Genomic DNA, 24,736 nt, shown 5'->3' with positions numbered 1-24,736 from the left:
ACCCCGTCCGCCGGTTTCACAACATGCTGCGTTGGCAGGTCTCCCGGCTTGCGGAGCAGGTTTTACCCTTCGATGCCCACCTTCCCGACTCCGTATGGAATCAGTGGCTTGGGCATCTCTCCGGTCACGGTCGCGGGGGCGGCTGCGCTTCGGGCGAACCTTGCGGTCATCGCCCTATCGCATTCCCTCTTCGCCTGTCGTAGGACAGGAACCAACGCGGGCCCACCATTCGTCCAAGCCTCGCACTTGTCAAGCCGAAGGAACGTGATGACTTCAGATGGAAACGACGCTGCGGACGGCGCCGTCGGCACCGATTCTTCGCTAGATGCGCGCCATGCGGACAAGATGGCGAAAAAGAAGGCCGCCCGCGACCGCATCATGGCGACCAAGAGCGGCAAAAAGGGCCTGATCATCGTTCATACCGGCGCCGGCAAAGGAAAATCGTCCTCCGCGTTCGGCATGATCGTGCGCTGTGTGGCGCACGGCTTTCCCTGCGCCGTGGTGCAGTTCATCAAGGGCGCCTGGGATACCGGCGAGCGCCGCCTGCTCACCGGGCATTTCGGCGATCTCTGTCAATTCCACGCCATGGGCGAAGGCTTTACCTGGGAGACGCAGGATCGCGCCCGCGACATCGCGGCAGCGCAAGCCGGCTGGGAAAAGGCCAAGCAGCTGATCGCAGACCCGAGCCTGCGCATGGTCGTGCTCGACGAGATCAACATCGCGCTACGCTACGATTACCTCGCGATCGCCGACGTCGTCGACTTCCTGACCACGTCGAAGCCGCCGATGACCCATGTCGTGCTCACCGGGCGCAATGCCAAGGAGGAATTGATCGAGATTGCCGACCTCGTCACCGAGATGACGCTGGTGAAGCATCCGTTCCGCTCCGGCATCAAGGCCCAGCCGGGCGTCGAGTTCTGACAGACAGCACCATGGCGCGCGCATTGATGATCCAGGGAGCCGGCTCGGACGTGGGCAAATCGCTCATCGTCGCTGGCCTCGCACGCGCGGCCAGACGGCGCGGCCTGCGCGTGCTGCCGTTCAAGCCGCAGAACATGTCGAACAACGCCGCCGTGACCGTCGACGGCGGCGAGATCGGACGTGCGCAGGCGTTGCAGGCGCTCGCCGCCGGCGTCGAGCCGCACACCGACATGAACCCCGTGCTGCTCAAGCCCGAGACCGATGTCGGCGCCCAGATCATCGTGCACGGCAAACGGATCGCCACCGCACGCGCGCGCGAATATGCCGGCATGAAGCCGTCGCTGATGGGCGCGGTGCTGGAGAGTTTTGCACGCCTGAAGGCGCGCGCCGATCTGGTGCTGGTCGAGGGCGCCGGCAGCCCCGCCGAGGTCAACTTACGCAAGGCCGACATCGCCAATATGGGCTTTGCGCGCCGGGCTGACATACCGGTGGTGCTGGTCGGCGACATCGACCGCGGCGGCGTGATCGCGCAGCTTGTCGGCATCAAGACGGTGATCGACCCTGACGATGCCGCGATGATCCGGGGCTTTGTCATCAACAAATTCCGCGGCGATCCGACATTGTTCGACGACGGCTACCGGCTGATCGAAGAGCGCACGGCGTGGCGCGGCTTTGGCGTGCTGCCCTGGTTCGTCCGCGCCGGCGAGCTTCCGGCGGAAGATGCGCTCGGGCTCGGCGAGGCGCGCAAGCCCGGTCAGTGCAAGATCGCGTTCCTTGCGTTGTCGCGGATCGCCAATTTCGACGACCTCGATCCCCTGAAGCTCGAGCCCGGCGTCGATCTCGTGATGGTACGTCCGGGCGAAGCCATCCCGGGTGATGCAAAGCTCGTCATCCTGCCCGGCTCGAAATCGACCCGCGGCGACCTCGCCTTCCTGCGCGCGCAGGGCTGGGACATCGATCTCCTGGCGCATCATCGCCGCGGCGGCCATGTCCTCGGCCTGTGCGGCGGCTACCAGATGCTCGGACACACCGTCGCCGATCCCGACGGGATCGAGGGGCCTGCCGGTGAAACGCGCGGGCTCGGGCTGCTCGATGTCACGACCACGATGACCGAACAGAAGACGCTGACGCGCGTCAGCGCAGTGCATGCGGCGACCCATCAACCGATCACCGCCTACGAAATCCACATAGGACGAACCGACGGCCCGGATCGCAGCCGGCCCTTCGCATCGCTCGACGGCGCCGCCGAAGGTGCCGTTTCCAGCGATGGGCGCGTTCACGGCAGCTATCTGCACGGCCTGTTCGCCTCGGACGAATTTCGCAGGGCTTTCCTCGCCCAACTCGACATCGCGGCGGCGGATCAGCCCTACGGCGCCAGGGTCGAGAGCGCGCTCGATGCGCTTGCCGAGCACATCGAGACCCATCTCGATGTCGAAGGCCTGCTCGCGCTGGCGCGTTAGCGCGTGATGATTCCTTTTCACCTCGCCCCGCGTGCGGGGAGAGGTCGGAACGCATCGCTAGATGCGTTCCGGGTGAGGGGGAGTCTCCGCAACCGCAGCTGTCGCCGAATATGCGGATGCGGCCCCTCACCCCAGCCCTCTCCCCGTAAGAACGGGGAGAGGGAGCGCAGCGCCGTCGCAATCAGCGCGACAACACAGCGGAAAGGCGCGACCATTCGGCCTCGCTGCCCGGCAAGCCGAGCCGCAACCATCCCGGCTTTTGCCGGAAGACCCGCGACCAGATCTGTGCACGCGCAAGCTTCTCCTGCGCGGCCAGCGCATCGCCGACCTCATAAAGCCGGAACAGCGGCGTACCACCGCGCAGCGTCCAGCTCTGCGATCGCGCCGCCGCGTCGAGCCTGACGCAGTCGTCCGCGAGCCGCGCGGCTGTCGCCTCTGCCCAGTCGCGATCGAGCAACGCGCGCCGTCCGATCGCAATCGCGGCGCCCGAAACCGGCCATGGGCCCGCCATCGCGGCAAGCGCGGCGATATCAGCCTCGCTGCCGACAGCGAAGCCGAGCCGCAAGCCGGCAAGTCCGTAAAACTTTCCGAAGGAGCGCAGGATCAGGAGCCCGGCGCGTCCTGCTTCCGGTGCAAGGGACAGGTCAGGAACGGCGTCCGCAAAACTCTCGTCGATGACGAGCCGGCCAACGCGCGGCAGCAGTGCCAGCAATTCCTGCCGATCATGGCGCCGTCCATCGGGATTGTTCGGATTGACGACGATCGCAATGTCCGCTCCCGCGAGCGCGGTGAGATCGGACACCTCGGCGACGTCCCAGCCGGCGGCCGACAACACCGCGGCATACTCATTGTAGGTCGGCGCCAGGATCCGCGCCCGCCCCTTGAGCGCCAGATGCGGCAGCAACTGAATGGCGGCCTGCGCACCACCCATCGCCACCATCGGCGCGTCGGTGGCATAGGCTTGCCGCGCGGCGTCGTGGAGCGATTCAAGATCGGATCGCGACGGCAACGCGCTCCAGTGCCGCGGCTCGACATCGACCAGGGGATACGGCGCCCGATTGATCCCGGTCGACAGGTCGATCCAGTCGTCCGCGGCGCCGCCGAAGCGCTGCTGGGCGACATCAAGATTCCCGCCGTGCTCACGCATGCGCCGCTCCTTCACGCCAGCGCCAGGGCGACGAACGCCGCAGCCAACAGCACCATGGCGTAGCGATAGAGCTTCAGCCCGGTGAGGACGTCAGCGGCAGCCGGATCGCGCGCGCCCTCGTTCAGCCACGGCTCATCGGCGATGTGACCGTGATAGATGCGGGGACCGCTGAGCCGGACGCCGAGCGCGCCGGCCATCGCGGCTTCCGGCCAGCCGGCATTCGGCGAGCGATGGCGATGCGCATCGCGCAACATGCATGACCACGCCTGCGAACGGTTCGGCGCGAGCAGCACGAACAGAAGCCCGGTCAGCCGTGCAGGAACGAGATTGGCGAGATCGTCGATCCGGGCGGCTGCCCAGCCAAAGGCTTCGTGCCGCTCGGTGCGGTGGCCGATCATCGAGTCCAGCGTGTTGATCGCCTTATAGCCAAGGATCCCCGGCAGGCCGAACAGCGCGCCCCACAACACTGGCGCCACGATGCCGTCGGATGCATTCTCGGCAAGGCTCTCGATGGTGGCGCGCGCGATGCCGGAATCGTCGAGCGTAGCCGGATCACGCCCGACAATCTGCGCGACCGCCAAACGTGCGGCCGTGATGTCGCCGGATGCCAAAGGATTTGCCACCGCGGCGACATGGTCATGCAGCGAGCGCACGGCAACCAGCGGCCATGCCAGGACACCAACAAGGACAACGCGAACCCATCCGGATGCGAGCACGAACTGAACGGCCCAACCGAGCGCCACCACCAGCGCGATCACCGAGATCGCGGCCGCGACGCCAGCCAAACGCCGAAACGCCGGCGGATCGGAGGCGCGGTTCCAGGCGCTATCGACAAGATGGATCAGCCGGCCGAGCCATGTCACGGGATGGCCGATGCGGGCAAACAGCCACTCCGGCCAGCCGATCAGGGCATCCACCGCCATCGCCACCGCCATCGCTCCCGCAAAACCCACGATAACCCTCTCCTCGCCGCGGTCCCCCTGATGCGCAAGACATCGGCCGAGCGCAAGCCCTCCGTGACGGATTTCGGCTTTGTCTTTCTCCGCGATTGGTGGTTAGAGCGTTTGTGAACGACGTGCGTACCGGTCGCACAGGAGATGATATGGCCGTTATTCTGATCACGGGGGGAGCCCGGTCCGGCAAAAGCCGGCGCGCCGAACTTCGTGCGCGCAACTTTGCGGGGCAACCGGTCTATATCGCGACCGCCGAAGCGCTCGACGCGGAAATGGATGAGCGGATCGCCAAGCATCGCGCGCGGCGCGGCAACGACTGGATCGAGCGCGAGGTGCCGCTCGATCTCGTTGAAGTGCTGTCCGAGACCGATGGTGGCGGCGCGAGGCTGGTCGATTGCCTGACGCTCTGGTTATCCAATCTGCTGCATGCCGGGCGCGACTGGTCGCAGGAAGTGACGCGTCTGGCGGATGCGCTGTCGCGCCAGCACGGCCCGGTCATCCTGGTCACCAACGAGGTCGGTCTCGGCATCGTGCCGGACAACGCATTGGCGCGGACTTTCCGCGACGCCGCAGGAATCATGAACCAGACTATCGCCGGCATCGCGGACGAGGTCGAGTTCGTCGTTGCGGGCCTACCGATGAAGCTTAAATGAAGTCCGTGATCGATCCTGCCAAAGGCCCCACGATGGTCTCATTCGACGATACGTTTCGCCGCCAACTGCACGAGCTGTTCGTGTGGCGGCGGGACGTGCGGCGGTTCCGGGCCGATCCGCTGCCGGATAACACGATCGAGCGGCTGATCGAGATCGCCTGCCTGTCGCCTTCGGTCGGCCTGAGCCAGCCCTGGCGGTTCGTCATTGTCGACGACGAGGCACGACGCCGCGCTGTCATCGACGACTTCAAGGCCTGCAACGCCGATGCGTTGCGGTCCTATTCGGGCGAGCGCGCCGCAAAATATGCAGCGTTGAAATTATCAGGCCTGGAGGAAGCGCCGGGCCATCTCGCCGTGTTCGCCGAGAAGGCCGACCGGATCGGCGCCGGTCTCGGCCGCGCGACGATGCCGGAGACGTCGGAATATTCCGTGGTGGCCGCGATCTGCTCGATGTGGCTTGCCGCGCGCGCCGAAGGCATCGGCATCGGCTGGGTGTCGATCCTCAATCCGGAACGCATTCATGGCGTTCTGGAAATCCCGGACTCCTGGAAATTTATCGGCTATCTCTGCATCGGTTACCCCCAGACCGAATGCGACCGTCCGGAGCTCGAACAGGCCAAGTGGGAATCGCGGCGAGGTCCGGATGAATTCACCATCCGACGCTGACCGAGCCCCTGCCGGCGATGGCACCTCGAGCTATGACGCGCACTGGCGCGCCGACATCGCCTCGCTGGTCTTTCCCGTGCCGGAGCACAACGCGATCTGCGCGGTGCATCGGGGCGCCTTTCGCACGCTGCTCGGCGCCGATCCGACGGCGGACGCATGTCTCGCCCTTTTCAGGCGGTTTGAACAAGCCTTCAAGGCAGCCGCGCGCGCCAAGATCGAGCGCAAGCGCATCCCCCTTGGAACAAATTTGCATCTTACCAGTCGCGACATCACCCGAAAGCTGCTAGAAGCCGATCAAATCGAATGTGGAGAACGACCATGAGCCAGTCCCAGACCGCGCAAACCCAGGTTACTCAAGCTCAGGTCACGCTGCCGATCGCTACCCGACAGGTCGGACGGCTTGCGCAATCGTTGATGGCCATGACGCTCGGCCTGTTCATCGTCGGCGTCGTCGGCTTCTCGCACATCGACGTGATCCACAACGCCGCGCATGACGTGCGCCATTCCAACGCCTTCCCCTGCCACTGACCGCCTTTGCATGAGCACGTTTCGCTCGATCGTCTTCTCGTCGGTCATTGCCGGATTCATCGTCGGCCTGATCGTCACCGCGGTCCAGCAGTTCGGCACCGTTCCCCTGATCCTCAGGGCCGAGGTCTATGAGAAGGCGGCCGCGCACAAGCACGAGGCCTCGGCGCCACCGCAGGCGATCCTCGTCCATGATCATGCGGATCATGATCATGGCGCGGAGGCCTGGGAGCCGCGCGACGGTTTGGAACGCAACGTCTATACGGCGGGGGCAAACATCCTGACCGCGATCGGCTTTGCGCTTCTGCTCTGCGGCTTTCTCGCGGTTCGCAGCGGCGCAACCGGCGAGCAGATCTCGTGGCATGAAGGCTTGATGTGGGGCCTTGCCGGTTTCGCCGTCTTCACCATTGCTCCGGGCCTCGGACTGCCGCCTGAATTGCCGGGGGTCCCCGCCGCTCCATTGCTGTCGCGCCAGATCTGGTGGGTGACGGCGGTGCTGGCGACCGCAGCCGGCCTCGGGCTGATCGTGTTCCGGCGCTCGATGCCGGCCGCCATCGCCGGTGTGGTCCTGATCATGCTGCCGCATCTGATCGGCGCGCCCGAACTGGAGCATGTCGAGACCAACGTGCCTTCGTCCCTGTCGCATCAGTTCGTGGTCGCCGTCACGCTGACCAGTCTGGTGTTCTGGTCCCTGCTCGGCAGCCTGACGAGCGCCGCATTCGCCTATTTCGATCGGCCGGGCTCATCCGCTCACGGGTGACAGCCGCTGCCTGAAAAACGCCAGGATCTCATCGCGGGCCGCGATGGTCGGCTGGCCGGCCTCATCGATCAGATGCACAGTCACGACGCTATGCGGTGTCGTGACGAAATTCCGGAAGAACGGCGGCACATCGCGGTTCGCCGCGCTGTCGGGAAGCACTCGCCCGATGAATCGGTCGCCGAGCGCCTCGCGATAGGCCGCAAAGCGCTGCGCCATGCAGAACTTGTCACCCTCAAAGCGATAGGCCAGCACGGTCAGGTCTTCGCGCTCCAGCCGCTCGCGCACCGCCTTGACTTGCTCCGGTGCGATCTCGATGCCCGCCGGATCATTCAATGGCAATGACGGCTGCGAAAGCACCGGCGCCAGCATCGACGGCTCCAGCATCATGGTGAGCGCGAAATTGCCGGTAAAGCACATCCCGATGGCCCCGACACCGGGACCACCGCATTCGCCATGGGCAAACCGCGCCAGCGCGCGCAGCCATTGCGTCACGGGACTGGACTGGTTTGCGGCCATCGCGCGAAACTCCGCGCTGACGCAGGCGCGCTGAAACACCGCGGCGCCCTCCTCCGCGCTCGCGACGGCGCCGTCGCTGCCGAACAGCGACGGCATATAGACGGTGAATCCGGCATCGCGAACCCAGCGGGCGAAGCGCGCCACATGCGGACTGATGCCCGGCATCTCCGCCATCACGATCACCGCAGGACCTTCGCCGCCAACATGGACGGTCTTGCCGGCCCCATCGAGGGTAATCTGGCGGCGCTCGAAATCCTCGAGCGGGTCGTCCTGGGTCATCGGCCGGTTCGGCATCGGCGGTCCTCCTGATCGAGATCGGCAGCGTCTTGGCGTCAGAGTTGCGATTCTCCGGCCGGGCGGCTAGTGTCAAAAATGACATTGATCGCGGATTTTATGACATGACAAAGATCGCGGTTGTCGAGATCGACGGCTGCCTCGCGTCGGCGGCCGCCATCACCCACGACGTGCTGGCCATTGCCAACCGGATCAGCACGACGAAGCGCGCGCGCTTCGAGGTGACGACGCTGCGTTATGGGCCGAGGCGGAACGCCGGCCGATTGCGCGGCGCTGACCTCGTCATCGTTCCCGGGCTCGGCTCGGCATCGGCCGGCGAACTGGAGCGGAAGCTGGCGACACCGGCATGTCGGCACGCCCGCGACATGCTGGTCACGGCGTTCGCGAACGGCGCGATGCTCGCCGCGTCCTGCGCCAGCAGTTTCCTGCTGGCGGAGACCGGCCTGCTCGACGGCAAGCGCGCGACGACGACATGGTGGTTCGCGCCGCTGTTTCGGCAACGCTATCCGAATGTCGAGCTGATGACCGAGCGGATGGTGGTCGCCGACTGGCCGATCGCAACCGCCGGCGCGGCGATGGCGCAGATGGACCTGATGCTTGCGGTGGTCACGCGTTTCGGCAGCCCGGCGCTCGCCAAGGCCTGCGCCAATTACCTGCTGCTTGGCGAGCGGCATTCGCAGGCGCCCTTCATGGCGATCAATTATCTTGCCAGCCAGGACCCCAAGATCGCCAGGGCCGAGAAATGGGTGCGCAGCAACATCGCGCGCGACTTCACGATCGGGGACGTCGCCGCCGCGGTGGCGCTGGCGCCGCGGACATTTGCCAGACGGCTCGAGTCGATCTGCGGCGTGTCGCCCATTCAATTCGTGCAACGCATCAGGATCGAGACGGCGCGGTCGCTGCTCGAGACCACGCGTCTGTCGGTCGAAGAGATCGCGGGCAAGGTTGGATATTCCGAGCCATCGACCCTCCGCCGGCTGATCCGGCGCGAAACGCAGCATTCGCCGCGGCATTTCCGCTCAGGCTGACGATCCGCAACGACGCCGCATCCGCGATGAAATCATCACGCCGAGAGCCACGCGAAGGCGCGGCGCAGAAATGCCGGCGCATCCTTTTCGACTGGCGTGCCATGGGCCATCAGCACCTTTTCGGCGGGCCACGCCAGAATCCTTTGCAAACCCGCACGCGCGGCGCGGCGGCCCGTGAAGGCAACGCGGAACTTGCGCGGCACCGACGGCTCCGGCCCGACCATCAGGTCGAGTTTCGCGATCGTCGCCCGCCAGCCGGAGACCAGTTCGGGAGGGATCTGCTGCAGCAAGTCGGTGAACAGCACGGTGCCGCTTTCAACATGGAAGAACACCACCTCCGAGGTGATCAGGTTGCCGCGCATCACCACCTGATCGATCTGGCCGGCCCAGTCGAGGCTCGGCGCGTCCGCGAGATCGGCATCGAAGCCGAGGTCACGGCGCCGCTTGCGCAGACCCGGCGGGGCGTGGAGCACAGCGGCCGGACAGGCCTGCTTCCACTCGGCGAGGAACAGATGGTGCAGCGAGTTGGGGGCCACGATGTGCCTGACCTGACCGAGCGCCGCCACGCCGGCCTGCAATTCCTCCGTCCACCGGACCGGCGACCAGATGAAAAGGCCGCCGTCCGATAATCTGACGACGGCCATCCGGGTCGGATAGTGAAACCCGGCGACCGCAAGGTTCGGTCCCCCGGCAATCCAGATGTCGTGGCCGAACTGCTGCAATACCGCCATTCGCGATGAACCTTGACCGTCAAGCGCCGCACGCTCCGCCGGCGTTGCGGGTTCATTTACCATGCCCGGCGTGACAGGCCGCGGACAAGGGGCAATGTCGATCATCGGTTCCGATTGCGCCGCGGCCAATTGCAGCGATCGGGTTTACGCAACCTTAGACGATTTGATCCAAATGTTGCGCGTGCACGACGCGATTGGGATGAAGCGGCCGATGTCGCAGAAGTCGGACCTCGAGGGACACAGGCTGGCCTTCGCTGATGACGCCGCGCGCCACCTCGCGGCGAATGACGCGGATCGTGGCACTGTGATGCCGCGCGCAACCGCAGACCGAACCTCGAGTGCGCCCGTAGGCCAGCCGCAGGCGACAATTGCGCATTCACCGCGGTTCGGCGCCGGCGCGCTGGTCTCCGCGCTGCGTGAGGCCGACTGGCTCACGGCTGACCGTGTCACCGCCTTCACCCGCGTATTTCTCGTCTTGTTCATCGGCTGCATCGCGATCATCCCATGGGCTGCACCGACGATGGATGTCGGCCATGACTTCGCGGCGTTCTGGACGGCGGCAAAGCTCGCGCTCGAAGGCCGCGCCGGCGACGCCTATGGCGACGCGGGCCGCGCCGCTGTAGCGGCCGTGCTCGGTCAGAACACCTACGCACCGTTCTTCTACCCGCCGACGTCGCTGCTGTTCTGGCTGCCCTTCGCACTGGTTCCCTTTGCAACGGCGGCCGTCATCTGGATCGTCGCGACCGGCGCCGCCTATGCGGCCGCGGTGAGAGCTATGCTCGAGCGTGGCTCCGTCGTTCCCGCGCTCGCCTTTCCCGCCGTGTGGGTGTGCGCGCTGTTCGGACAGAATTCGCTGTTCTCGGCGGCCCTGCTCGGCGGATCGGCCGTCACGCTGGACCGCTACCCGGTGATCGCCGGCGCGCTGCTCGGCTGCTTCAGCTACAAGCCGCAGATCGCCCTGCTTGCGCCGCTGGTGCTGATCCTGACGCGGCGCTGGCGCGCGCTCGCCGCGGCGGCCGCAACGACGCTCGTGCTTGTGCTGGCGGCCACCGCCATCTTCGGGATCAACCCGTGGATCAAATTTGTTGCCGTTTTGCCGGAGGCAAGCGCCTGGAGCCTCGGCGGCGGACCCGGTTTCGAGAAGTTCGCCAGTCCCTATGCCGCGGTCAGGCTGGCCGGCGGATCCAGCAGCACGGCCTGGCTCGTCCAGGTGACCGCGGCCGCGATCGCGATCGCCGTCCTGATCCTGGTGCTGCGAAGACGGCCCGGCGGCGCCGCCGAGATCGCGCTGATGGTGGCGATGACCGGCCTGTGCGTACCGTCGCTCGGCAACTATGAGGTCGTGATCCTGGCGATCCCGGGCGCGTGGCTGATCGCGCAGGCGCTTGCGCAGGGCTGGCTGTCCTATGAACGCATCGCCCTCGCTGCGCTTTATTTGACGCCCTTCGCCATGGTGCCTGCGGGCGCCAACGGCCTGCAACTGGCACCGATCGCCGCTGCGGCAATTGCCATCCTTGTCGTGCGCCGCATCAGGCATCTGGCACTCGTGAACTCTCCGGCCGAAAGCGCCAATCACTGATTTGCCCGACGGCGCAAGCTCCTTTGCGAAGACGCGAGGCGGACGGCGAAATCGTGCAGGCCTGAAGCCCTGAGCGAAGGTATGACCCACAAGCGACGACCCATATTGGGTGTCGTCCCGGCGAAAGCCGGGACCCATAACCACAAATGCTGATTGTTGAACGATGTTGGGACGACGAGTCCCGTTCACAACACCTGCCGCGGGGTATGGGTCCCTGCTTTCGCAGGGACGACACCGAACAAGCTGTTTGACAGTTGAATCCGAAAGCGAAGCAACGAACCGCACGTCCTGCTTCTTATCCCGCTGGCACCATGATCGCCTGCCGCGCCGCGTGCCAGCTCGCCTCGTCGGGCGCGTAGAGCAAGCCGCCGGTCAGATTGACCGGCCGGTAGGGTGATCCGTCGAAATGCGCGCTGTAGCCGCCGGCCTCGCGATGCAACAGCCAGCCCGCGGCATGATCCCACGGCATCAGCTTGTTGTAGAACAGCACGTGGCAATGTCCGGACGCCGCCATGCGATACTCGTGCGCGGCGCATCTGAGCCAGGCGCTGCCGCCGAGCCTGGAAAGATTGCCGGCGACAATCGTGCGCAGCGGCTCGGGCAGGAAGTTGACGCCGACGATCGCATCCATCTGCTTGACCGGCACGGCGGGAGCCACTTTCAGATCATGCCGCCGGCCATCCGGCATCGCGAGCCACGCGCCCTCGCCGCGCAGCGCGAATGCCGTGTCGTTGCTGACCGGATCATGGATCGCGCCGAACACGATCTCGCCGCGCATGGTGGCGGCCACCATGGTGCCGAACAGCGGCAGGCTCGAGGTGAAGTTCCGGGTGCCGTCGATCGGATCGATGATGAAGGCGAGCTCCGCGGTTCCGATTTGACCGACCGCGGCCGGATCCCACGCCGTGGCCTCCTCGCCGATGATCACGGCATTCGGAAACGCCCGGAGCAGCGCCGCCGAGATCGCCTGCTCGGCAAGCTCATCGGCTTCGGTGACGACGTCGAATGCCGATGTCTTGGTGCGGACCGCGATCTCCCGCACGCGGCGGAACCGCGGCATGATCTCGCTGCGGCCGACTTCGGCAAGGATGGCTCCGATATCAAGCGCGTCGGCATGGGAGAGTTTCACGCGGCATTCTCCTGCGTTGCACCGGCATCCTACCGTGGGATTGTGACTGCGTGGCGGTCAGCGGCGCTGGTTGTAGACATCGATGCAGACGGCGCCAAGCAGGACGAGGCCCTTGATCACTTGCTGATAATCGATGCCGATGCCGAGGATCGACATGCCGTTGTTCATCACGCCCATGATCATGGCACCGACCACCGCGCCGCCGACCCGGCCGACCCCGCCATAGGCCGACGCACCGCCGATGAAGCAGGCGGCGATCACATCGAGCTCGAAGCCGAGACCGGCCTTCGGCGTCGCGGTGTTGAGCCGGGCTGCGAACACCAGCCCGGCGAGCGCGGCCAGCACGCCCATGTTGACGAAGGTGAAGAAGGTGAGCCGTTCGGTCTTGACGCCCGACAGTTTCGCCGCCTTGGCATTGCCGCCCACCGCGTAGATCTGCCGACCGATCACCGTCCGCCGCGTGACGAAGCCATAGAGCGCGATCAGGACGGTCATAATCACGAGCACGTTGGGCAGGCCGCGATGCGAGGCGATCAGGTAGGTGAAGTAGAGCACCGCGCCCGCCAGCGCGATGCTCTTGACGATGAAAAACGCATAGGGCTCGACGGCGATGCCGTGCGCCTGCTCGCGCGCCCGGCTCCTGGCGGTCGCCAGGACCAGGACAAACGCCAGGACGATGCCGATCGCGAGCGACGTCGGATAGAGCGTGCCGGCGCTCGGGAACAGCTCGGGGATGAAGCCCGACGACAGCTTCTGGAAGGTCGGCGGGAACGGCCCGACCGACTGGCCCTGCAGCACCGCAAGCGCGAGGCCCTTGAACACCAGCATGCCCGCCAGCGTCACGATGAAGGACGGAATGCCGAAATAGGCCACCCAATAGCCCTGGGCCGCGCCGATCGCGGCGCCGACCAGAAGGCAGGCGACGAAGGCGATCGGGTAGCTGACATGGTAGCGCACCATCAGCACCGCCGCGATGGCGCCGACGAAGCCCGCGACCGAGCCGACCGAAAGATCGATATGCCCGGTGACGATCACCAGCAGCATGCCGAGCGCCATGATGACGATGTAGCTGTTCTGCAGCACGAGATTGGTGAGGTTGAGCGGCTGCAACAGCGTGCCGTCGGTCACGATCTCGAAGAACAGCATGATCGCGAGCAGCGACAGCAGCATGCCGTAGTTGCGCAGATTGTTCTTGATGAAGCCGGAATGCCTCGGGGTCTCGGGAAGTGATACCGTCTTGTCGGTCATGGTGCCCCTCCTCCGGCGCGTGCCGCCCTTTCGTCGGCGCCGCGTCCGGACATTCTGACATTGCGCATGATGGCGCGCATGATCTTCTCCTGCGTCGCGTCGTGACTTGCGAACTCACCGACGAAGGCGCCGTCATTCATCACGCAGATCCGGTCGCAGATGCCAAGCAGCTCGGGCATCTCCGAGGAGATCACTACAACGCCCCTGCCGGCCTCGGCCAGCTCGTTGATGATGGAGTAGATCTCGTATTTCGCGCCGACGTCGATCCCGCGCGTCGGCTCGTCCAGCAACAGCACCCTCGGATCGGTCATCAGCCATTTCGACAGCACGACCTTCTGCTGGTTGCCGCCCGAGAGGTCGCCGGTCGCCTGGTAGACGTCGGAACAGCGGATCCGCATCCGGGTGCGGTAGTCGCTCGCGGCTTTCAGCTCGGCGACATCGTCGATCACGCCGCGCTCCGACACCTGGCGCAGGCTCGCCACCGTCACGTTCTTGCGGACGTCGGCGGCAAGGATCAGCCCAAGCTGCTTGCGGTCTTCCGTGACATAGGCGATGCCGGCATCGATCGCGGCCGGCACGCTGGACAGATCGGCCTCATGTCCATCGAGGCGGACCCTGCCGGAGACGTTGGTGCCCCAGGCGCGGCCGAACAGGCTCATCGCGAACTCGGTGCGGCCGGCGCCCATCAGGCCGGCGATGCCGACCACCTCGCCGCGCCGCAGCGTGAAGTCGACGTTCTTGATCACCTGCCGCTCGGGATGCAGCGGGTGATACACCGACCAGTTCTCCACCGTCATCACGGGTTCGCCGATCTCCGCCTTCCGCTCGGGGAAACGATGCGCGAGGTCGCGGTCGACCATGCTGCGGATGATGCGGTCCTCCTCGATGCGCTCGGTCCGGCAGTCGATGCTGTCGACGGTGCGGCCGTCGCGCAGCACCGTGATGCGGTCGGCGACGCGCGCAACCTCGTTGAGCTTGTGCGAGATCAGGATCGAGGCGATGCCCTGCTCGCGGAAGGCCAGGAGACGCTCGAGCAAGGCGGCGCTGTCGGCTTCGTTGAGACTTGCGGTCGGCTCGTCGAGGATCAGGAGGCGCACGCGCTTGGACAGTGCCTTGGCGATCTCGACGAGCTGCTGCTTGCCGACGCCGAGGTCGGTGATCAGCGTGTCCGGCGGCTCCCGCAGGCCGACCTGCGCCAACAGTTCGGCGGTCCGCCGATGCACCGCGTTGCGGTCGATGACGCCGAACCGCGATGGCGGATGCGACAGAAAGATGTTCTCGGCAATCGACATCAGCGGGATCAGCGCCAGCTCCTGATGGATGATGATGATCCCGAGCGCCTCGCTGTCGTTGATGTCGCGGAAGCGCCGCTCCTCGCCGTCGAACACGATCGACCCATCGTAGCTGCCGGCCGGATAGACTCCGCTCAAGACCTTCATCAAGGTCGACTTGCCGGCGCCGTTTTCGCCGACCAGCGCATGGATCTGTCCGGCCTCGACCGTGAAGCTGACGTCTCGCAACGCCTGCACGCCGGCAAAGCTCTTGCTGACGCCGCGCATCTCAAGCATTGCCGTCATCGGATCAGGTCCCGCAGCGTCGATCGTCCCCGGCGCGGCTCGCCGCCGCTTGCCCGGCGATCCGCCCTAGAGCCTATTCCGTTCCGATTAAATCGGAACGGGGCTCTGGATTCTAGTTTTGACGCGTTTTCCTCACGCGAACCGGTAGCCACTTCGCTCGAAAACGCTCTAGTCGAATTGCGAGCGCTTGTAATAGCCGCTGTCAATCAGGACTTTCTCCCAATTGGTCTTATCCACCACGACCGGCTTGAGGAGATAGGCCGGAACCACCTTGACCCCGTTGTTGTAGGTCTTGTTATCGTTGACGCTGACCTCCTTCTTGCTCAGCACGGCGTCGACCATGTCGGCCGTCACCTTGGCGAGGTCGCGGGTGTCCTTGAAGATGGTCGAATATTGCTCGCCGCGCAGCATCGCCTTGATCGAAGGGACCTCGGCATCCTGCCCGCTGATGTACGGCATCGGCTGGTCCTTGCTGCCGTAGCCGACGCTTTTCAGCGAGGAGATGATGCCGATCGAAAGGCCGTCATAGGGCGACAGCACCGCGTCGACGCGCTTCTTGCCGTAGAACGCACTGAGCAGGTTGTCCATCCGCGCCTGCGCGGTCGCACCGTCCCAGCGCAGCGTCGCAACCTTGTTCATGCCCGTCTGGCCGCTGCCGACCACGAGCTTGCCGCTGTCGATATAGGGCTTCAACACCGACATCGCGCCGTCGTAGAAGAAATACGCATTGTTGTCGTCGGGCGAGCCGCCGAACAGCTCGATGTTGAAGGGGCCCTTGCCCTCCTTGAGCCCGAGCGCGTTCTCGATCGACTGGGCCTGCAGCACACCGACCTGGAAATTGTCGAAGGTCGCGTAATAGTCGACATTGGGGGTGCCGCGGATCAGGCGGTCATAGGCGATCACCGTGATGCCCTGGGCCTTGGCCTGCTTCAGGACATCGGACAAGGTGGTGCCGTCGATGGCGGCAATGACCAGCACCTTGGCACCCTTGGTCACCATGTTCTCGACCTGGGAGAGCTGGTTCGGAATGTCGTCTTCGGCGTATTGCAGGTCGGTGCCGTAGCCGCGCTCCTTCAGCACCTTGACCATGTTGTTGCCGTCGTCGATCCAGCGTGCCGAGGATTTTGTCGGCATCGCGATGCCGATGGTCGGCTTGCTCTGGGCCATGGCGTCGCGATCCGACACCGCCGCGGCAAGGCCGGCCAGCACGAGCGCAAACAAGCTGGTCTTCAATTTGGACATGCTTCACTCCCTCGTTTTTTTTGAGTTGGGATACCCTTGCCGTGCACAGCGTCCATCGACGGCTATCGTTCGTGGGCGGACCGCAGATCTACGACGGTGTCGGATCGGCGCCGGGACCGTCACGAACCGAAGTTGCGGAATGTCGATCGAACCCGTCAACAGCGCCAATGCTCGCTCCGCACGATCGGCCATGTCGATCCTGCAAGGCCGGGTTCAGTCGCGAGTCATGTCGTGGGACGAACGCGGCGCAGGAATGACGTGGAGGATCATGGGGCGCCAGTCTCCCGGAATTGTTGGCGAGCGCCAGCATGCGCCAGAACTTCTGGCGGTGTGGCACGGCTTTCTGCGCCCTTTGATTGATGTTGCTCCCACCGTACGGATGCAAGCACCGACTGGCCATTTATTTAATTATCCGAATAAATTGATCGGAGGCGGGGAGGATTGTGAGGCGCTATCCGGAAATGTTGACAAGTCCCATTGCCCTCCAGGTGGCGCGGCATCACTTTTGGCAACCTTCGGTGGGATTGTGCCCCATACCCGGCTATGGACGCAAGCGCCATTTATTTAACAGGCAGAATAAAATTGCCGGAACTGCCGGCCAGCGGCCTCAATCTTCAGGCGTCGATGTCAGAGAGATCGTCGACGACCAGCAGCGCCTCGGCAAAATCGTCGTCGCTGAAATAGGTGCTGCGGGTGATGACGACGGGAATGCCGGCGCCTGCCGCGGCGGCAAGGCCGTTGCCGGAATCCTCAACGGCGACGCAATCTCCCGGCCCGAGCCCGAGCCGCGCCAGAACCTCGACATAGACGTCCGGCGCCGGCTTCTTCCGCGGCACGTCGTCACCGGCAACGATCGCCTCGAACTGATCGGCCCAGTCCAGCCCGAGCGAAACCGAAAGCAGCGCATCGATATTGCCGTGCGAGGTGGTCGTTGCGATCGCCAGGCGCTGGCCGCGGCTGCGCGCGCCGGCGAGCCAGGCCCTGACGCCCGGCCGCAACGGACAACCGCCCGCGGCAATCAGCGCGGCGTAGCGCGCGGTCTTGATCCTGTGCAGGTCGGCGATCTCGGCGAATGTCAGCATTGGGACCGCGTTGCGCTGGTCGAAGGCGCGGATGCGCTCCTTGCCGCCGGCCACCCGAAGCAGCCGCGCGTAAGTGACATGGTCCCAGAACCAATCGAGGCCGGCTTCGGCAAAGGCTTCATTGAAGGCGCGGCGGTGCACCTCCTCGGTTTCGGCGAGCGTGCCGTCGACATCGAAGATCAAGGCGCGGGCGCTCGCGATGATGTCGCGCATCCCGGCGGACCGGATCACGGCGAGCGCCTCGTTCATCGTGCCTCGCCCGGCGCACCGGCGCCTTTGACGAACACCCGGCTGGCGAGCACGTCGCCGGCCTCGATCGACATCACGTCGTCGGCGGTGAGCGTGCGGTCGAGCTTCGCCACGATCCGGTTGGCCTGGCGCAACCGGATGCGATCGAGCGCATTGCGGATCGAGCGTGCATTGGAGAACAGCGGTTGTTCCTTGCGAATGCCGATGTATCGGGTGAAGGCATCGCGTGCTTCCGGGGAGAAACGATAATTCTGCTGTTGCAACATCAGCTCGGCGATCCAGAGCAACTCGCCGTCCGAATAGTCCGGGAAGTCGATGTGATGCGCGATGCGGGAGCGGAATCCCGGATTGCTCTGGAAGAATTTCTCCATGCGGTCGCCATAGCCGGCCAGGATCACGACCAGATCCTCGCGCTGCTGTTCCATGATCTGCAACAGGATCTCGATCGCCTCCTGTCCGTAGTCGCGCTCGTTCTCGGGGCGGTACAGGTAATAAGCCTCGTCGATGAACAGCACGCCGCCCATCGCCTTCTTCAAGATCTCCTTGGTCTTCGGCGCGGTGTGGCCGATATATTGCCCGACAAGGTCATCACGCGTGACGCTGATGACGTGGCCGCGGCGGACGAAGCCGAGCTTGTGCAGGATGCCGGCCATCCGCAGCGCGACCGTGGTCTTGCCGGTGCCGGGATTGCCGGTGAACGACATGTGCAGGGTCGGGAACGTCGTCGCCAGCGCCATCTTCTGCCTGATGCGTTCGACCAGCAGCAGCGAGGCGATCTCGCGGATGCGGGTCTTCACCGGCTTCAGGCCGATCAATTCGGAATCGAGCTGGTCGAGCACGTCGCCGATGCCGAGGTCGGCGAATTCATGGCGAAGGTCGATGGTCTCGAGCGGGGTCTCGCGGATTTGTTCGCTGATCTGTTCTTGCGCCTGGGTCATGATCCTCTCGCCTGGAAAAGCTCCGTCGCCGCGGCGGCGACGACGGAGAAGTGCATCCGGACCAGGACGGTCGAGGGAGCAACCCGCCTGGTTTGCAAGCCGGACGCGGTCAATGATCGGTGTAGCGTTCGCCTTCGGGGCGGCTCGCTGCATAAGAATGGGTCGCGTAACGCAAATTGCGTCCGGCGGCCTCCTGGCGGTCGAGCCGGAAGCCTGGCTCCTCCTGCGGTCGGTTGACGATGAAGGAGATGCGAACCGACTCCCAGCCCGGGCTGGAATCAAAGCCGGAGACCCGGATGTAGCGGTCGCCATAGACCCGCCGGCAGTCGGCGAGCTCCTTCATGATGCCGGCCGCATCGCGCAGGTCGAACATCGGCAGGCCCCACATATCCCAATAGGTGTTGCGGGGATGCGGGTCGTCGGTGAACTCGATGTTCACCGCCCAGCCCTTGTCGAGACAATATTGCACCTGTGCGGCGATCTGCTCGTCGGTCAGATCGGGCAGGAACGAGAAGCAGCCTTGGGTAACGCGCATGAGAACCTCCTCTCAGACCGCCATGCTCGGCGTGGGAACGAAATCGGGGGCGTCCGTCGACTCGTAGTTGAAGGTGACGTCCTTCCAGACGTCGAGCGCCTCGCGCAGCGGCGTGCAGGTCTGCGCCGCCTTGGCCAGGATCTCCGGCCCTTCGTGGACGTAGTCGCGTCCCTCGTTGCGGGCGAGGATCATGGCCTCCAGCGCGACGCGGTTGGCGGTGGCGCCGGCCTGGATGCCGCGGGGATGGCCGATGGTGCCGCCGCCGAACTGCAGCACGACGTCCTCGCCGAGCAAGTCGAGCAGCTGGTGCATCTGGCCGGCATGAATGCCGCCGGAGGCCACCGGCATCAGCTTGTTGAGGCTCGCCCAGTTCTGGTCGAAGAACACGCCGTGCTCCAGGTGCAGCGGATTGAAGTCCTCGCGGCAGATGTCGTAGTAGCCGCGGGTGGTGTTCGGATCGCCCTCGAGCTTGCCGACCACCGTGCCGGCATGGATGTGATCGACGCCGGCGAGCCGCATCCATTTCGCGATCACGCGGAACGAGACGCCGTGGCTGCGCTGCCGCGTGTAGGTCGAGTGGCCGGCGCGATGCAGATGCAGGATCATGTTGTTCTTGCGCGCCCACTTCGCCATCGACTGGATCGCGGTGTAGCCGATCACAAGGTCGATCATGACGATGTTGGAGCCGAGCTCATGGGCGAACTCGGCGCGCTCGTACATGTCCTCCATGGTCGCCGCGGTGACGTTGAGATAAGTCCCCTTGATCTCGCCGGTCGCGGCCTGCGCGCGGTTGACCGCCTCCATGCAGTAGAGGAAGCGCTCACGCCAGTGCATGAAGGGCTGCGAGTTGATGTTCTCGTCGTCCTTGGTGAAGTCGAGCCCCCCTTTCAGGGCTTCATAAACAACGCGGCCATAGTTGCGGCCGGACAGGCCGAGCTTCGGCTTCACAGTCGCGCCGAGCAACGGACGGCCGAACTTGTCGAGCCGCTCGCGCTCCACCACGATGCCGGTCGCCGGGCCCTGGAATGTCTTCACATAGGCGGTCGGCAGCCGCATGTCCTCGAGCCGCAACGCCTTCAGCGGCTTGAAGCCGAACACATTGCCGATGATCGAGGCCGTCAGGTTCGAGATCGAGCCCGGCTCGAACAGGTCGAGGTCGTAGGCGATATAGGCGAAGTAGCTGCCCGGCGAATTCGGCACCGGATCGACGCGATAGCATTTCGCCCGGTATTTCTCCGCGGCCGTCAGCCGGTCGGTCCACACCACGGTCCAGGTCGCGGTCGAGGATTCGCCCGCCACCGCCGCGCAGGCTTCGGTCGGATCGACGCCGTCCTGCGGCGTGACGCGGAACAGGGCGATGACGTCGGTGTCCTTGGGCTCGTAGTTCGGCTCCCAATAGCCCATCCGCTTGTATTCCATCACGCCGGACTTGTAGCGATCCTTGCCGCGCACCGTCATCGACTGCTGCATGTTCATCGAAATCTCCTATGGTTCGTCGCCATTTGCTCAGGCGGCCTGGGTCATCTTTCCAATTTGCGGATCGAGCGCGCCGGCGCGATAGCGACGGGCCATCTCCGGCAGTGCAACCACCTTGATCCTGGCGGCATTGCCGGCCGTGCCGAACTGCTCGAAGCGGTCACGGCAGAGTTCGCGCAGCGCATCCATCGCCGGCTTCAGGAATTTGCGCGGATCGAACTCACTCTTCGACTGGACGGCGACCTTGCGGAAGGCCGCCGCCATCGCCAGGCGGCAATCGGTGTCGATATTGACCTTGCGCACCCCGTGCTTGATGCCGCGGACGATCTCCTCGACCGGGACGCCCCAGGTCTGCGGCATCTCGCCGCCGAACTGGTTGAACATGTCCTGCAGCGGCTGCGGCACCGAGGACGAGCCGTGCATCACCAGATGCGTGTTCGGCAGGCGACTGTGGATCTCCTCGACCACACGCATCGCCAGGATCTCGCCGTCGGGCCGCCGCGTGAACTTGTAGGCGCCATGCGAGGTACCCATCGCGATCGCGAGCGCATCGACCTTGGTGGCGCGAACGAAATCGACCGCCTGGTCCGGATCGGTGAGCAGTTGGTCGTGGCTCAGCTTGCCTTCGACGCCGTGACCGTCCTCCTGCTCGCCGCCGCCATGCTCGAGCGAGCCGAGCACGCCGAGTTCGCCTTCGACCGACGCGCCGACCCAGTGCGCCATGTCGACGACCCGGCGGGTGATATCGACGTTGTAGTCGTAGTCGGCTGCCGTCTTGGCGTCGGCCTTGAGCGAGCCGTCCATCATGACGGAGGTGAAGCCGTAGCGGATCGCGGTGGCGCAGGTCGCCTCCTCGTTGCCGTGGTCGAGATGCAGGCAGAGCGGAATCTGCGGATGCATCTCCTCGAGCGCGTCGATCATCTTCGCCAGCATGATGTCGTTGGCATAGGACCGCGCGCCGCGCGAGGCCTGGATGATGACAGGCGCATCGCAGGCCGCGGCCGCCTCCATGATGGCGAGGCCCTGCTCCATATTGTTGATGTTGAAGGCCGGCACGCCGTAGCCGCGTTCGGCGGCGTGATCCAGCAACTGTCTCAGGGTTATCCGCGCCATGGTGGCGTCCTCCTTTCAATTCGCTCGTTGAATGAGCTGTTTTGCTGCAGCAGCGATTGCTGCGGGCGTGATGCCGAATTCGCGGTAGAGCACGTCGGCAGGCGCGGAAGCGCCGAAGCCGGTCATGCCGACGAAGGCACCGTCCTCGCCGACCCAGCGCGCCCAGTCGCCCTCGACCGCAGCCTCCACGCCGACGCGCGGGGCGCTGCCCAGCACCTGGGCGCGATAGTCGCTCGGCTGCTGGCGGAACAGGTCGAAGCACGGGGCCGAGACGACCGCCGCCTGTACCCCGTCTTCCGCCAGCAGCTTTGCGGCTTCGAGCGCGATCGCCACCTCCGAACCCGTTGCAATCAGGGTGACGTCACGCGCGAAGGCCGGCTCGACGAGAACGTAGGCGCCGAGCGCGACCTGGTTGTCCTTGCTGCCGTCGCGAACCGTCGGCAGCGCCTGCCGCGACAGGCAGAGGATCGACGGCGAGGTCTCCGCCTTCAGCGCGCAGTCCCACGCTTCCGCGGTTTCGACGGCATCGGCCGGGCGGAACACCAGGACGTTCGGGATCGCGCGCAGCGCCGCCAGATGCTCGACCGGCTGATGCGTCGGCCCGTCCTCGCCGAGCCCAATGGAATCGTGGGTCATCACATGGATGACGCGGATCGCCATCAGCGCCGCGAGGCGGATCGCCGGCCGGCTGTAATCGGCGAAGCTGAGGAAGGTGCCGCCATAGGGAATGAACCCGCCGTGCAGGGCGATACCGTTCATCGCCGCGGCCATGCCATGCTCGCGGATGCCGTAATGGATATAGCTGCCGTCGAGCGTTTCCGGCCGCACCGAAACCTGCGACTTCGCCAGCGTCAGATTGGAATGCGTGAGGTCGGCCGAGCCGCCCAGCAGGTTGGGCAACGCCTCCGCGATCACGTCGATGACCTGCTGCGAGGCCTGCCGCGTGGCGAGCTTCGGCCGCTCGGTCGCGAACCGCTCCACCAACTTCGCCATCGCCTCGGCATAGGCGCAGGGCAATTTCCGGTTCAGCGCGTCATGGAACGGAGACCGCTCGGCCTTGTCGCCCTTGCAGGCGCCGCGCGAACGCTCGATCCAGGCCCGCCGCGCGTCGCGGCCGCGGCCGCCGAGCTCGCGCCACTCCGCCAGCACCGCATCGGGAATTTCGAATGCCGGATACGGCCAGCGCAGCGCGGCACGGGTCTTCGCCACCTCATCGGCACCGAGCGGCGCGCCATGCACCTTCTCGCTGCCCTGCCGGTTCGGCGCACCGAACCCGATCACCGTCCGGCAGGCGATCAACGACGGACGATCGCTCGATCGCGCCTGCCTGATCGCCGCGGTGATCGCCTGCGGATCGTGGCCGTCGATGCGGTTGACGTTCCAGCCGCTGGCCTTGAACCGCGCCGTCTGGTCGTCCGAGCAGGACAGCGAGGTGGCGCCGTCGATCGAGATATGATTGTCGTCGAACAGCACGATCAATCGGTTCAGCCGCAAATGGCCGGCGAGCGAGATCGCCTCATGGCTGAGGCCTTCCATCAGGCAGCCATCGCCGGCGATCACATAGGTGTAGTGGTCGACGAGGTCGTCGCCGAAGCGCGCGTTCATCAGCCGCTCGGCAAGCGCCATGCCGACCGCGGTCGCAATCCCCTGCCCGAGCGGCCCGGTCGTGGTCTCGACACCCGGGGTGTGGCCATACTCGGGATGTCCCGGGGTTTTCGATCCCCACTGCCGGAACGCCTTGAGCTGATCGAGCGTCATGCTCTCGTAGCCGGTCAGATAAAGCAGTGCGTAGAGCAGCATCGAGCCGTGACCGGCCGAGAGCACGAAGCGATCGCGGTCGGGCCAGGCCGGATCGGCCGGGTCGAACTTCAGGAAGTCCGTGAACAGCACGGTCGCGACATCGGCCATGCCCATCGGCATGCCGGGATGACCGGATTTCGACTGCTCCACCGCGTCGATGGCGAGAAAGCGGATGGCGTTCGCCATCTCGTCGTGGCTGATTTCGGGGCGCCTCGCAACGGACGCAAGTGCGGTCATATCGTTCGCCTCTTTCGTTCGATCAGTTGCAGGATCAGCGGGGTCAGGATGAGCTGCATCGCGAGGTCGAGCTTGGCGCCGTGCACCACGATCGAATTGGCGCGCGACATGAAGCTGTTCGGGATCATCGAGAGCAGATAGGGAAAATCGATGCCGCGCGGGTTCTTCAGCCGGATCACGACCATCGATTCATCCGGCGTCGGGATCCAGCGCGCGATGAACGGGTTCGACGTATCGACCGTCGGCACGCGCTGGAAGTTGATGTCGGTCTCGGTGAACTGCGGGCAGATGTAATTCACATAGTCCGGCATGCGGCGCAGGATGGTGTCGGTCACCGCCTCGGTGGAGTAGCCGCGATGGCTGCGGTCGCGATGCAGCTTCTGGATCCATTCGAGATTGATGACCGGCACGACGCCGATCTTGAGGTCGGCATGCTGCGCGACATTCACCTTGTCGGTGACCACGGCACCATGCAGGCCCTCGTAGAACAACAGGTCGGAATTCTCCGGCAGCGCCTCCCAAGCGGTGAAGGTGCCGGGCTTGGCGCCGTAGAGCCGCGCCTCCTCCTCATCGTGCACATAGTGTCGCGTGGTTCCGGTGCCGGTCTCGGCGTAGTCGCTGAACAGCTTCTCCAGCTCCTCGAACAAATTGGTCTCGGGGCTGAAATGGCTGAAGTGCTTGTTGCCGCGCTCGGCTCTCTCCGCCATCAGGCTGCGCATCTCGGCGCGGTCGTAGCGGTGGAACGCGTCGCCCTCGATATAGGCGGCGACCACGTTCTCGCGGCGGAAGATGTTTTCGAACGTCTTCTTCACCGAAGTGGTGCCGGCCCCGGAGGAGCCGGTGATCGAGATGATGGGATGCCGACGTGACATGCGGTC

The 24,736-nt window shown here is 65.2% G+C and carries 25 protein-coding genes and 1 riboswitch; of the genes, 10 read left to right on the top strand and 15 right to left on the bottom strand.

Translation table 11 applies throughout. From position 1 onward, the window contains the following. Positions 1-16: 16 nt before the first annotated feature. Positions 17-231: riboswitch (cobalamin riboswitch) on the bottom strand. A 36-nt stretch (positions 232-267) separates the two neighbouring features. Both cobO and ACVWYP_RS20170 read left to right on the top strand, forming a co-directional pair. Continuing rightward, positions 268-921, top strand: coding sequence for a cob(I)yrinic acid a,c-diamide adenosyltransferase (gene cobO, locus ACVWYP_RS20175; protein WP_304499535.1), 654 nt, complete (start codon positions 268-270; stop codon positions 919-921). Positions 922-932: 11 nt separating this feature from the next. Continuing rightward, entirely contained in the window at positions 933-2,381 is a 1,449-nt protein-coding gene (locus tag ACVWYP_RS20170) for a cobyric acid synthase (protein WP_304499534.1), read from the top strand. Between the two features lie 181 nt (positions 2,382-2,562). Here the strand turns inward: ACVWYP_RS20170 and cobD are convergent, their stop codons facing one another. Beyond that, positions 2,563-3,528: a threonine-phosphate decarboxylase CobD gene (gene cobD / locus ACVWYP_RS20165; RefSeq protein WP_304499533.1), complete on the bottom strand. Its 966-nt coding sequence runs from the start codon at positions 3,526-3,528 to the stop codon at positions 2,563-2,565. Between the two features lie 11 nt (positions 3,529-3,539). Further along, positions 3,540-4,481: an adenosylcobinamide-phosphate synthase CbiB gene (gene cbiB / locus ACVWYP_RS20160; protein ID WP_028345176.1), complete on the bottom strand. Its 942-nt coding sequence runs from the start codon at positions 4,479-4,481 to the stop codon at positions 3,540-3,542. Positions 4,482-4,630: 149 nt separating this feature from the next. Here cbiB and cobU point away from each other — a divergent pair, with 149 nt between their 5' ends. The 5 genes from cobU (at position 4,631) to ACVWYP_RS20135 (ending at position 7,084) form a co-directional block, all read left to right on the top strand. After that, a complete protein-coding gene (gene cobU, locus ACVWYP_RS20155) occupies positions 4,631-5,134 on the top strand; it encodes a bifunctional adenosylcobinamide kinase/adenosylcobinamide-phosphate guanylyltransferase (RefSeq protein ID WP_028345177.1) in 504 nt (167 codons plus the stop codon). A gap of 32 nt (positions 5,135-5,166) precedes the next feature. After that, positions 5,167-5,799 carry a 5,6-dimethylbenzimidazole synthase gene (gene bluB / locus ACVWYP_RS20150; RefSeq protein ID WP_304500257.1) on the top strand — a complete coding sequence of 211 codons (633 nt, stop codon included), beginning with the start codon at positions 5,167-5,169 and terminating at the stop codon, positions 5,797-5,799. Positions 5,800-5,875: 76 nt separating this feature from the next. Next, the gene (locus tag ACVWYP_RS20145) at positions 5,876-6,121 is read left to right on the top strand and encodes a hypothetical protein (RefSeq protein ID WP_304499532.1); all 246 of its coding nucleotides are present in this window, start codon (positions 5,876-5,878) and stop codon (positions 6,119-6,121) included. Then, on the top strand, positions 6,118-6,327 hold the full coding sequence (locus ACVWYP_RS20140; protein ID WP_038376083.1) for a CbtB domain-containing protein: 210 nt from the start codon (positions 6,118-6,120) through the stop codon (positions 6,325-6,327). Before ACVWYP_RS20145 ends, ACVWYP_RS20140 begins: the two co-directional genes overlap by 4 nt. A gap of 10 nt (positions 6,328-6,337) precedes the next feature. Then, entirely contained in the window at positions 6,338-7,084 is a 747-nt protein-coding gene (locus tag ACVWYP_RS20135; RefSeq protein WP_304499531.1) for a CbtA family protein, read from the top strand. Here ACVWYP_RS20135 and ACVWYP_RS20130 read toward each other — a convergent pair. Then, a complete protein-coding gene (locus ACVWYP_RS20130; RefSeq protein WP_304499530.1) occupies positions 7,067-7,894 on the bottom strand; it encodes a dienelactone hydrolase family protein in 828 nt (275 codons plus the stop codon). The genes ACVWYP_RS20135 and ACVWYP_RS20130 overlap by 18 nt on opposite strands. A gap of 104 nt (positions 7,895-7,998) precedes the next feature. On the opposite strand from ACVWYP_RS20130, the gene ACVWYP_RS20125 reads away from it, so the two are divergent. Then, complete coding sequence (locus ACVWYP_RS20125) at positions 7,999-8,922, top strand: GlxA family transcriptional regulator (protein WP_304499529.1); 924 nt, start codon at positions 7,999-8,001, stop codon at positions 8,920-8,922. Positions 8,923-8,957: 35 nt separating this feature from the next. Here ACVWYP_RS20125 and ACVWYP_RS20120 read toward each other — a convergent pair whose 3' ends face one another. Next, complete coding sequence (locus ACVWYP_RS20120; RefSeq protein ID WP_028345183.1) at positions 8,958-9,653, bottom strand: DUF4336 domain-containing protein; 696 nt, start codon at positions 9,651-9,653, stop codon at positions 8,958-8,960. A gap of 211 nt (positions 9,654-9,864) precedes the next feature. On the opposite strand from ACVWYP_RS20120, the gene ACVWYP_RS20115 reads away from it, so the two are divergent. Then, complete coding sequence (locus tag ACVWYP_RS20115) at positions 9,865-11,232, top strand: glycosyltransferase family 87 protein (protein ID WP_304499528.1); 1,368 nt, start codon at positions 9,865-9,867, stop codon at positions 11,230-11,232. A gap of 295 nt (positions 11,233-11,527) precedes the next feature. On the opposite strand, the gene ACVWYP_RS20110 is transcribed toward ACVWYP_RS20115, so the two are convergent. The 4 genes from ACVWYP_RS20110 to chvE form a co-directional block, all read right to left on the bottom strand. Further along, positions 11,528-12,361, bottom strand: coding sequence for an inositol monophosphatase family protein (locus tag ACVWYP_RS20110; protein ID WP_304499527.1), 834 nt, complete (start codon positions 12,359-12,361; stop codon positions 11,528-11,530). Positions 12,362-12,418: 57 nt separating this feature from the next. Beyond that, the gene (mmsB, locus tag ACVWYP_RS20105) at positions 12,419-13,609 is read right to left on the bottom strand and encodes a multiple monosaccharide ABC transporter permease (RefSeq protein WP_304499526.1); all 1,191 of its coding nucleotides are present in this window, start codon (positions 13,607-13,609) and stop codon (positions 12,419-12,421) included. Further along, positions 13,606-15,186, bottom strand: coding sequence for a multiple monosaccharide ABC transporter ATP-binding protein (gene mmsA, locus ACVWYP_RS20100; RefSeq protein ID WP_304499525.1), 1,581 nt, complete (start codon positions 15,184-15,186; stop codon positions 13,606-13,608). The genes mmsB and mmsA overlap by 4 nt, the downstream gene beginning before the upstream one ends. Before the next feature lie 168 nt (positions 15,187-15,354). After that, positions 15,355-16,428 carry a multiple monosaccharide ABC transporter substrate-binding protein gene (chvE, locus tag ACVWYP_RS20095; RefSeq protein WP_304499524.1) on the bottom strand — a complete coding sequence of 358 codons (1,074 nt, stop codon included), beginning with the start codon at positions 16,426-16,428 and terminating at the stop codon, positions 15,355-15,357. Between the two features lie 139 nt (positions 16,429-16,567). On the opposite strand from chvE, the gene ACVWYP_RS20090 reads away from it, so the two are divergent. Beyond that, positions 16,568-16,996 (top strand): hypothetical protein, encoded by a 429-nt coding sequence (locus tag ACVWYP_RS20090; RefSeq protein ID WP_304499523.1) that lies wholly within the window; start codon positions 16,568-16,570, stop codon positions 16,994-16,996. Between the two features lie 46 nt (positions 16,997-17,042). Here the strand turns inward: ACVWYP_RS20090 and ACVWYP_RS20085 are convergent, their stop codons facing one another. From ACVWYP_RS20085 to ACVWYP_RS20055, 7 genes are all read right to left on the bottom strand, one after another. Continuing rightward, entirely contained in the window at positions 17,043-17,759 is a 717-nt protein-coding gene (locus ACVWYP_RS20085; protein ID WP_304499522.1) for an HAD-IA family hydrolase, read from the bottom strand. Next, positions 17,756-18,697: a CbbX protein gene (gene cbbX, locus ACVWYP_RS20080; protein WP_051448217.1), complete on the bottom strand. Its 942-nt coding sequence runs from the start codon at positions 18,695-18,697 to the stop codon at positions 17,756-17,758. The genes ACVWYP_RS20085 and cbbX overlap by 4 nt, the downstream gene beginning before the upstream one ends. A 109-nt stretch (positions 18,698-18,806) precedes the next feature. Further along, positions 18,807-19,232, bottom strand: coding sequence for a ribulose bisphosphate carboxylase small subunit (locus ACVWYP_RS20075; protein WP_304499520.1), 426 nt, complete (start codon positions 19,230-19,232; stop codon positions 18,807-18,809). 12 nt (positions 19,233-19,244) lie between these two features. Continuing rightward, positions 19,245-20,702, bottom strand: a complete 1,458-nt coding sequence (locus ACVWYP_RS20070) for a form I ribulose bisphosphate carboxylase large subunit (RefSeq protein ID WP_035634399.1) — start codon at positions 20,700-20,702, stop codon at positions 19,245-19,247. 36 nt (positions 20,703-20,738) lie between these two features. After that, positions 20,739-21,821 carry a class II fructose-bisphosphate aldolase gene (fba, locus tag ACVWYP_RS20065; protein ID WP_016845644.1) on the bottom strand — a complete coding sequence of 361 codons (1,083 nt, stop codon included), beginning with the start codon at positions 21,819-21,821 and terminating at the stop codon, positions 20,739-20,741. Positions 21,822-21,836: 15 nt separating this feature from the next. Continuing rightward, positions 21,837-23,858, bottom strand: coding sequence for a transketolase (gene tkt / locus ACVWYP_RS20060; protein ID WP_304499519.1), 2,022 nt, complete (start codon positions 23,856-23,858; stop codon positions 21,837-21,839). Beyond that, positions 23,855-24,730, bottom strand: a complete 876-nt coding sequence (locus tag ACVWYP_RS20055; RefSeq protein WP_028331481.1) for a phosphoribulokinase — start codon at positions 24,728-24,730, stop codon at positions 23,855-23,857. Before ACVWYP_RS20055 ends, tkt begins: the two co-directional genes overlap by 4 nt. Between the last annotated feature and the right edge of the window lie 6 nt (positions 24,731-24,736).

This window comes from Bradyrhizobium sp. USDA 3262, assembly GCF_054060035.1.
Note: the sequence above shows the minus strand (reverse complement) of the source record. Positions and strands in the feature narration are given on the sequence as shown.

Excerpts from the sequence above, each read along its gene's own strand:
- cbbX (WP_051448217.1), bottom strand. The coding sequence starts at position 18,697 with ATGACCCAGGCGCAAGAACAGATCAGCGAACAAATCCGCGAGACCCCG.
- ACVWYP_RS20130 (WP_304499530.1), bottom strand. The coding sequence starts at position 7,894 with ATGCCGAACCGGCCGATGACCCAGGACGACCCGCTCGAGGATTTCGAG.
- cobO (WP_304499535.1), top strand. The coding sequence starts at position 268 with ATGACTTCAGATGGAAACGACGCTGCGGACGGCGCCGTCGGCACCGAT.
- ACVWYP_RS20075 (WP_304499520.1), bottom strand. The coding sequence starts at position 19,232 with ATGCGCGTTACCCAAGGCTGCTTCTCGTTCCTGCCCGATCTGACCGAC.
- ACVWYP_RS20125 (WP_304499529.1), top strand. The coding sequence starts at position 7,999 with ATGACAAAGATCGCGGTTGTCGAGATCGACGGCTGCCTCGCGTCGGCG.
- cobU (WP_028345177.1), top strand. The coding sequence starts at position 4,631 with ATGGCCGTTATTCTGATCACGGGGGGAGCCCGGTCCGGCAAAAGCCGG.
- tkt (WP_304499519.1), bottom strand. The coding sequence starts at position 23,858 with ATGACCGCACTTGCGTCCGTTGCGAGGCGCCCCGAAATCAGCCACGAC.
- cobD (WP_304499533.1), bottom strand. The coding sequence starts at position 3,528 with ATGCGTGAGCACGGCGGGAATCTTGATGTCGCCCAGCAGCGCTTCGGC.
- ACVWYP_RS20085 (WP_304499522.1), bottom strand. The coding sequence starts at position 17,759 with ATGAACGAGGCGCTCGCCGTGATCCGGTCCGCCGGGATGCGCGACATC.
- ACVWYP_RS20090 (WP_304499523.1), top strand. The coding sequence starts at position 16,568 with ATGTCGATCGAACCCGTCAACAGCGCCAATGCTCGCTCCGCACGATCG.
- mmsB (WP_304499526.1), bottom strand. The coding sequence starts at position 13,609 with ATGACCGACAAGACGGTATCACTTCCCGAGACCCCGAGGCATTCCGGC.
- fba (WP_016845644.1), bottom strand. The coding sequence starts at position 21,821 with ATGGCGCGGATAACCCTGAGACAGTTGCTGGATCACGCCGCCGAACGC.
- chvE (WP_304499524.1), bottom strand. The coding sequence starts at position 16,428 with ATGTCCAAATTGAAGACCAGCTTGTTTGCGCTCGTGCTGGCCGGCCTT.
- bluB (WP_304500257.1), top strand. The coding sequence starts at position 5,167 with ATGGTCTCATTCGACGATACGTTTCGCCGCCAACTGCACGAGCTGTTC.
- ACVWYP_RS20120 (WP_028345183.1), bottom strand. The coding sequence starts at position 9,653 with ATGGCGGTATTGCAGCAGTTCGGCCACGACATCTGGATTGCCGGGGGA.
- ACVWYP_RS20070 (WP_035634399.1), bottom strand. The coding sequence starts at position 20,702 with ATGCAGCAGTCGATGACGGTGCGCGGCAAGGATCGCTACAAGTCCGGC.
- ACVWYP_RS20135 (WP_304499531.1), top strand. The coding sequence starts at position 6,338 with ATGAGCACGTTTCGCTCGATCGTCTTCTCGTCGGTCATTGCCGGATTC.
- ACVWYP_RS20140 (WP_038376083.1), top strand. The coding sequence starts at position 6,118 with ATGAGCCAGTCCCAGACCGCGCAAACCCAGGTTACTCAAGCTCAGGTC.
- mmsA (WP_304499525.1), bottom strand. The coding sequence starts at position 15,186 with ATGACGGCAATGCTTGAGATGCGCGGCGTCAGCAAGAGCTTTGCCGGC.
- ACVWYP_RS20170 (WP_304499534.1), top strand. The coding sequence starts at position 933 with ATGGCGCGCGCATTGATGATCCAGGGAGCCGGCTCGGACGTGGGCAAA.
- ACVWYP_RS20115 (WP_304499528.1), top strand. The coding sequence starts at position 9,865 with ATGTCGCAGAAGTCGGACCTCGAGGGACACAGGCTGGCCTTCGCTGAT.
- ACVWYP_RS20055 (WP_028331481.1), bottom strand. The coding sequence starts at position 24,730 with ATGTCACGTCGGCATCCCATCATCTCGATCACCGGCTCCTCCGGGGCC.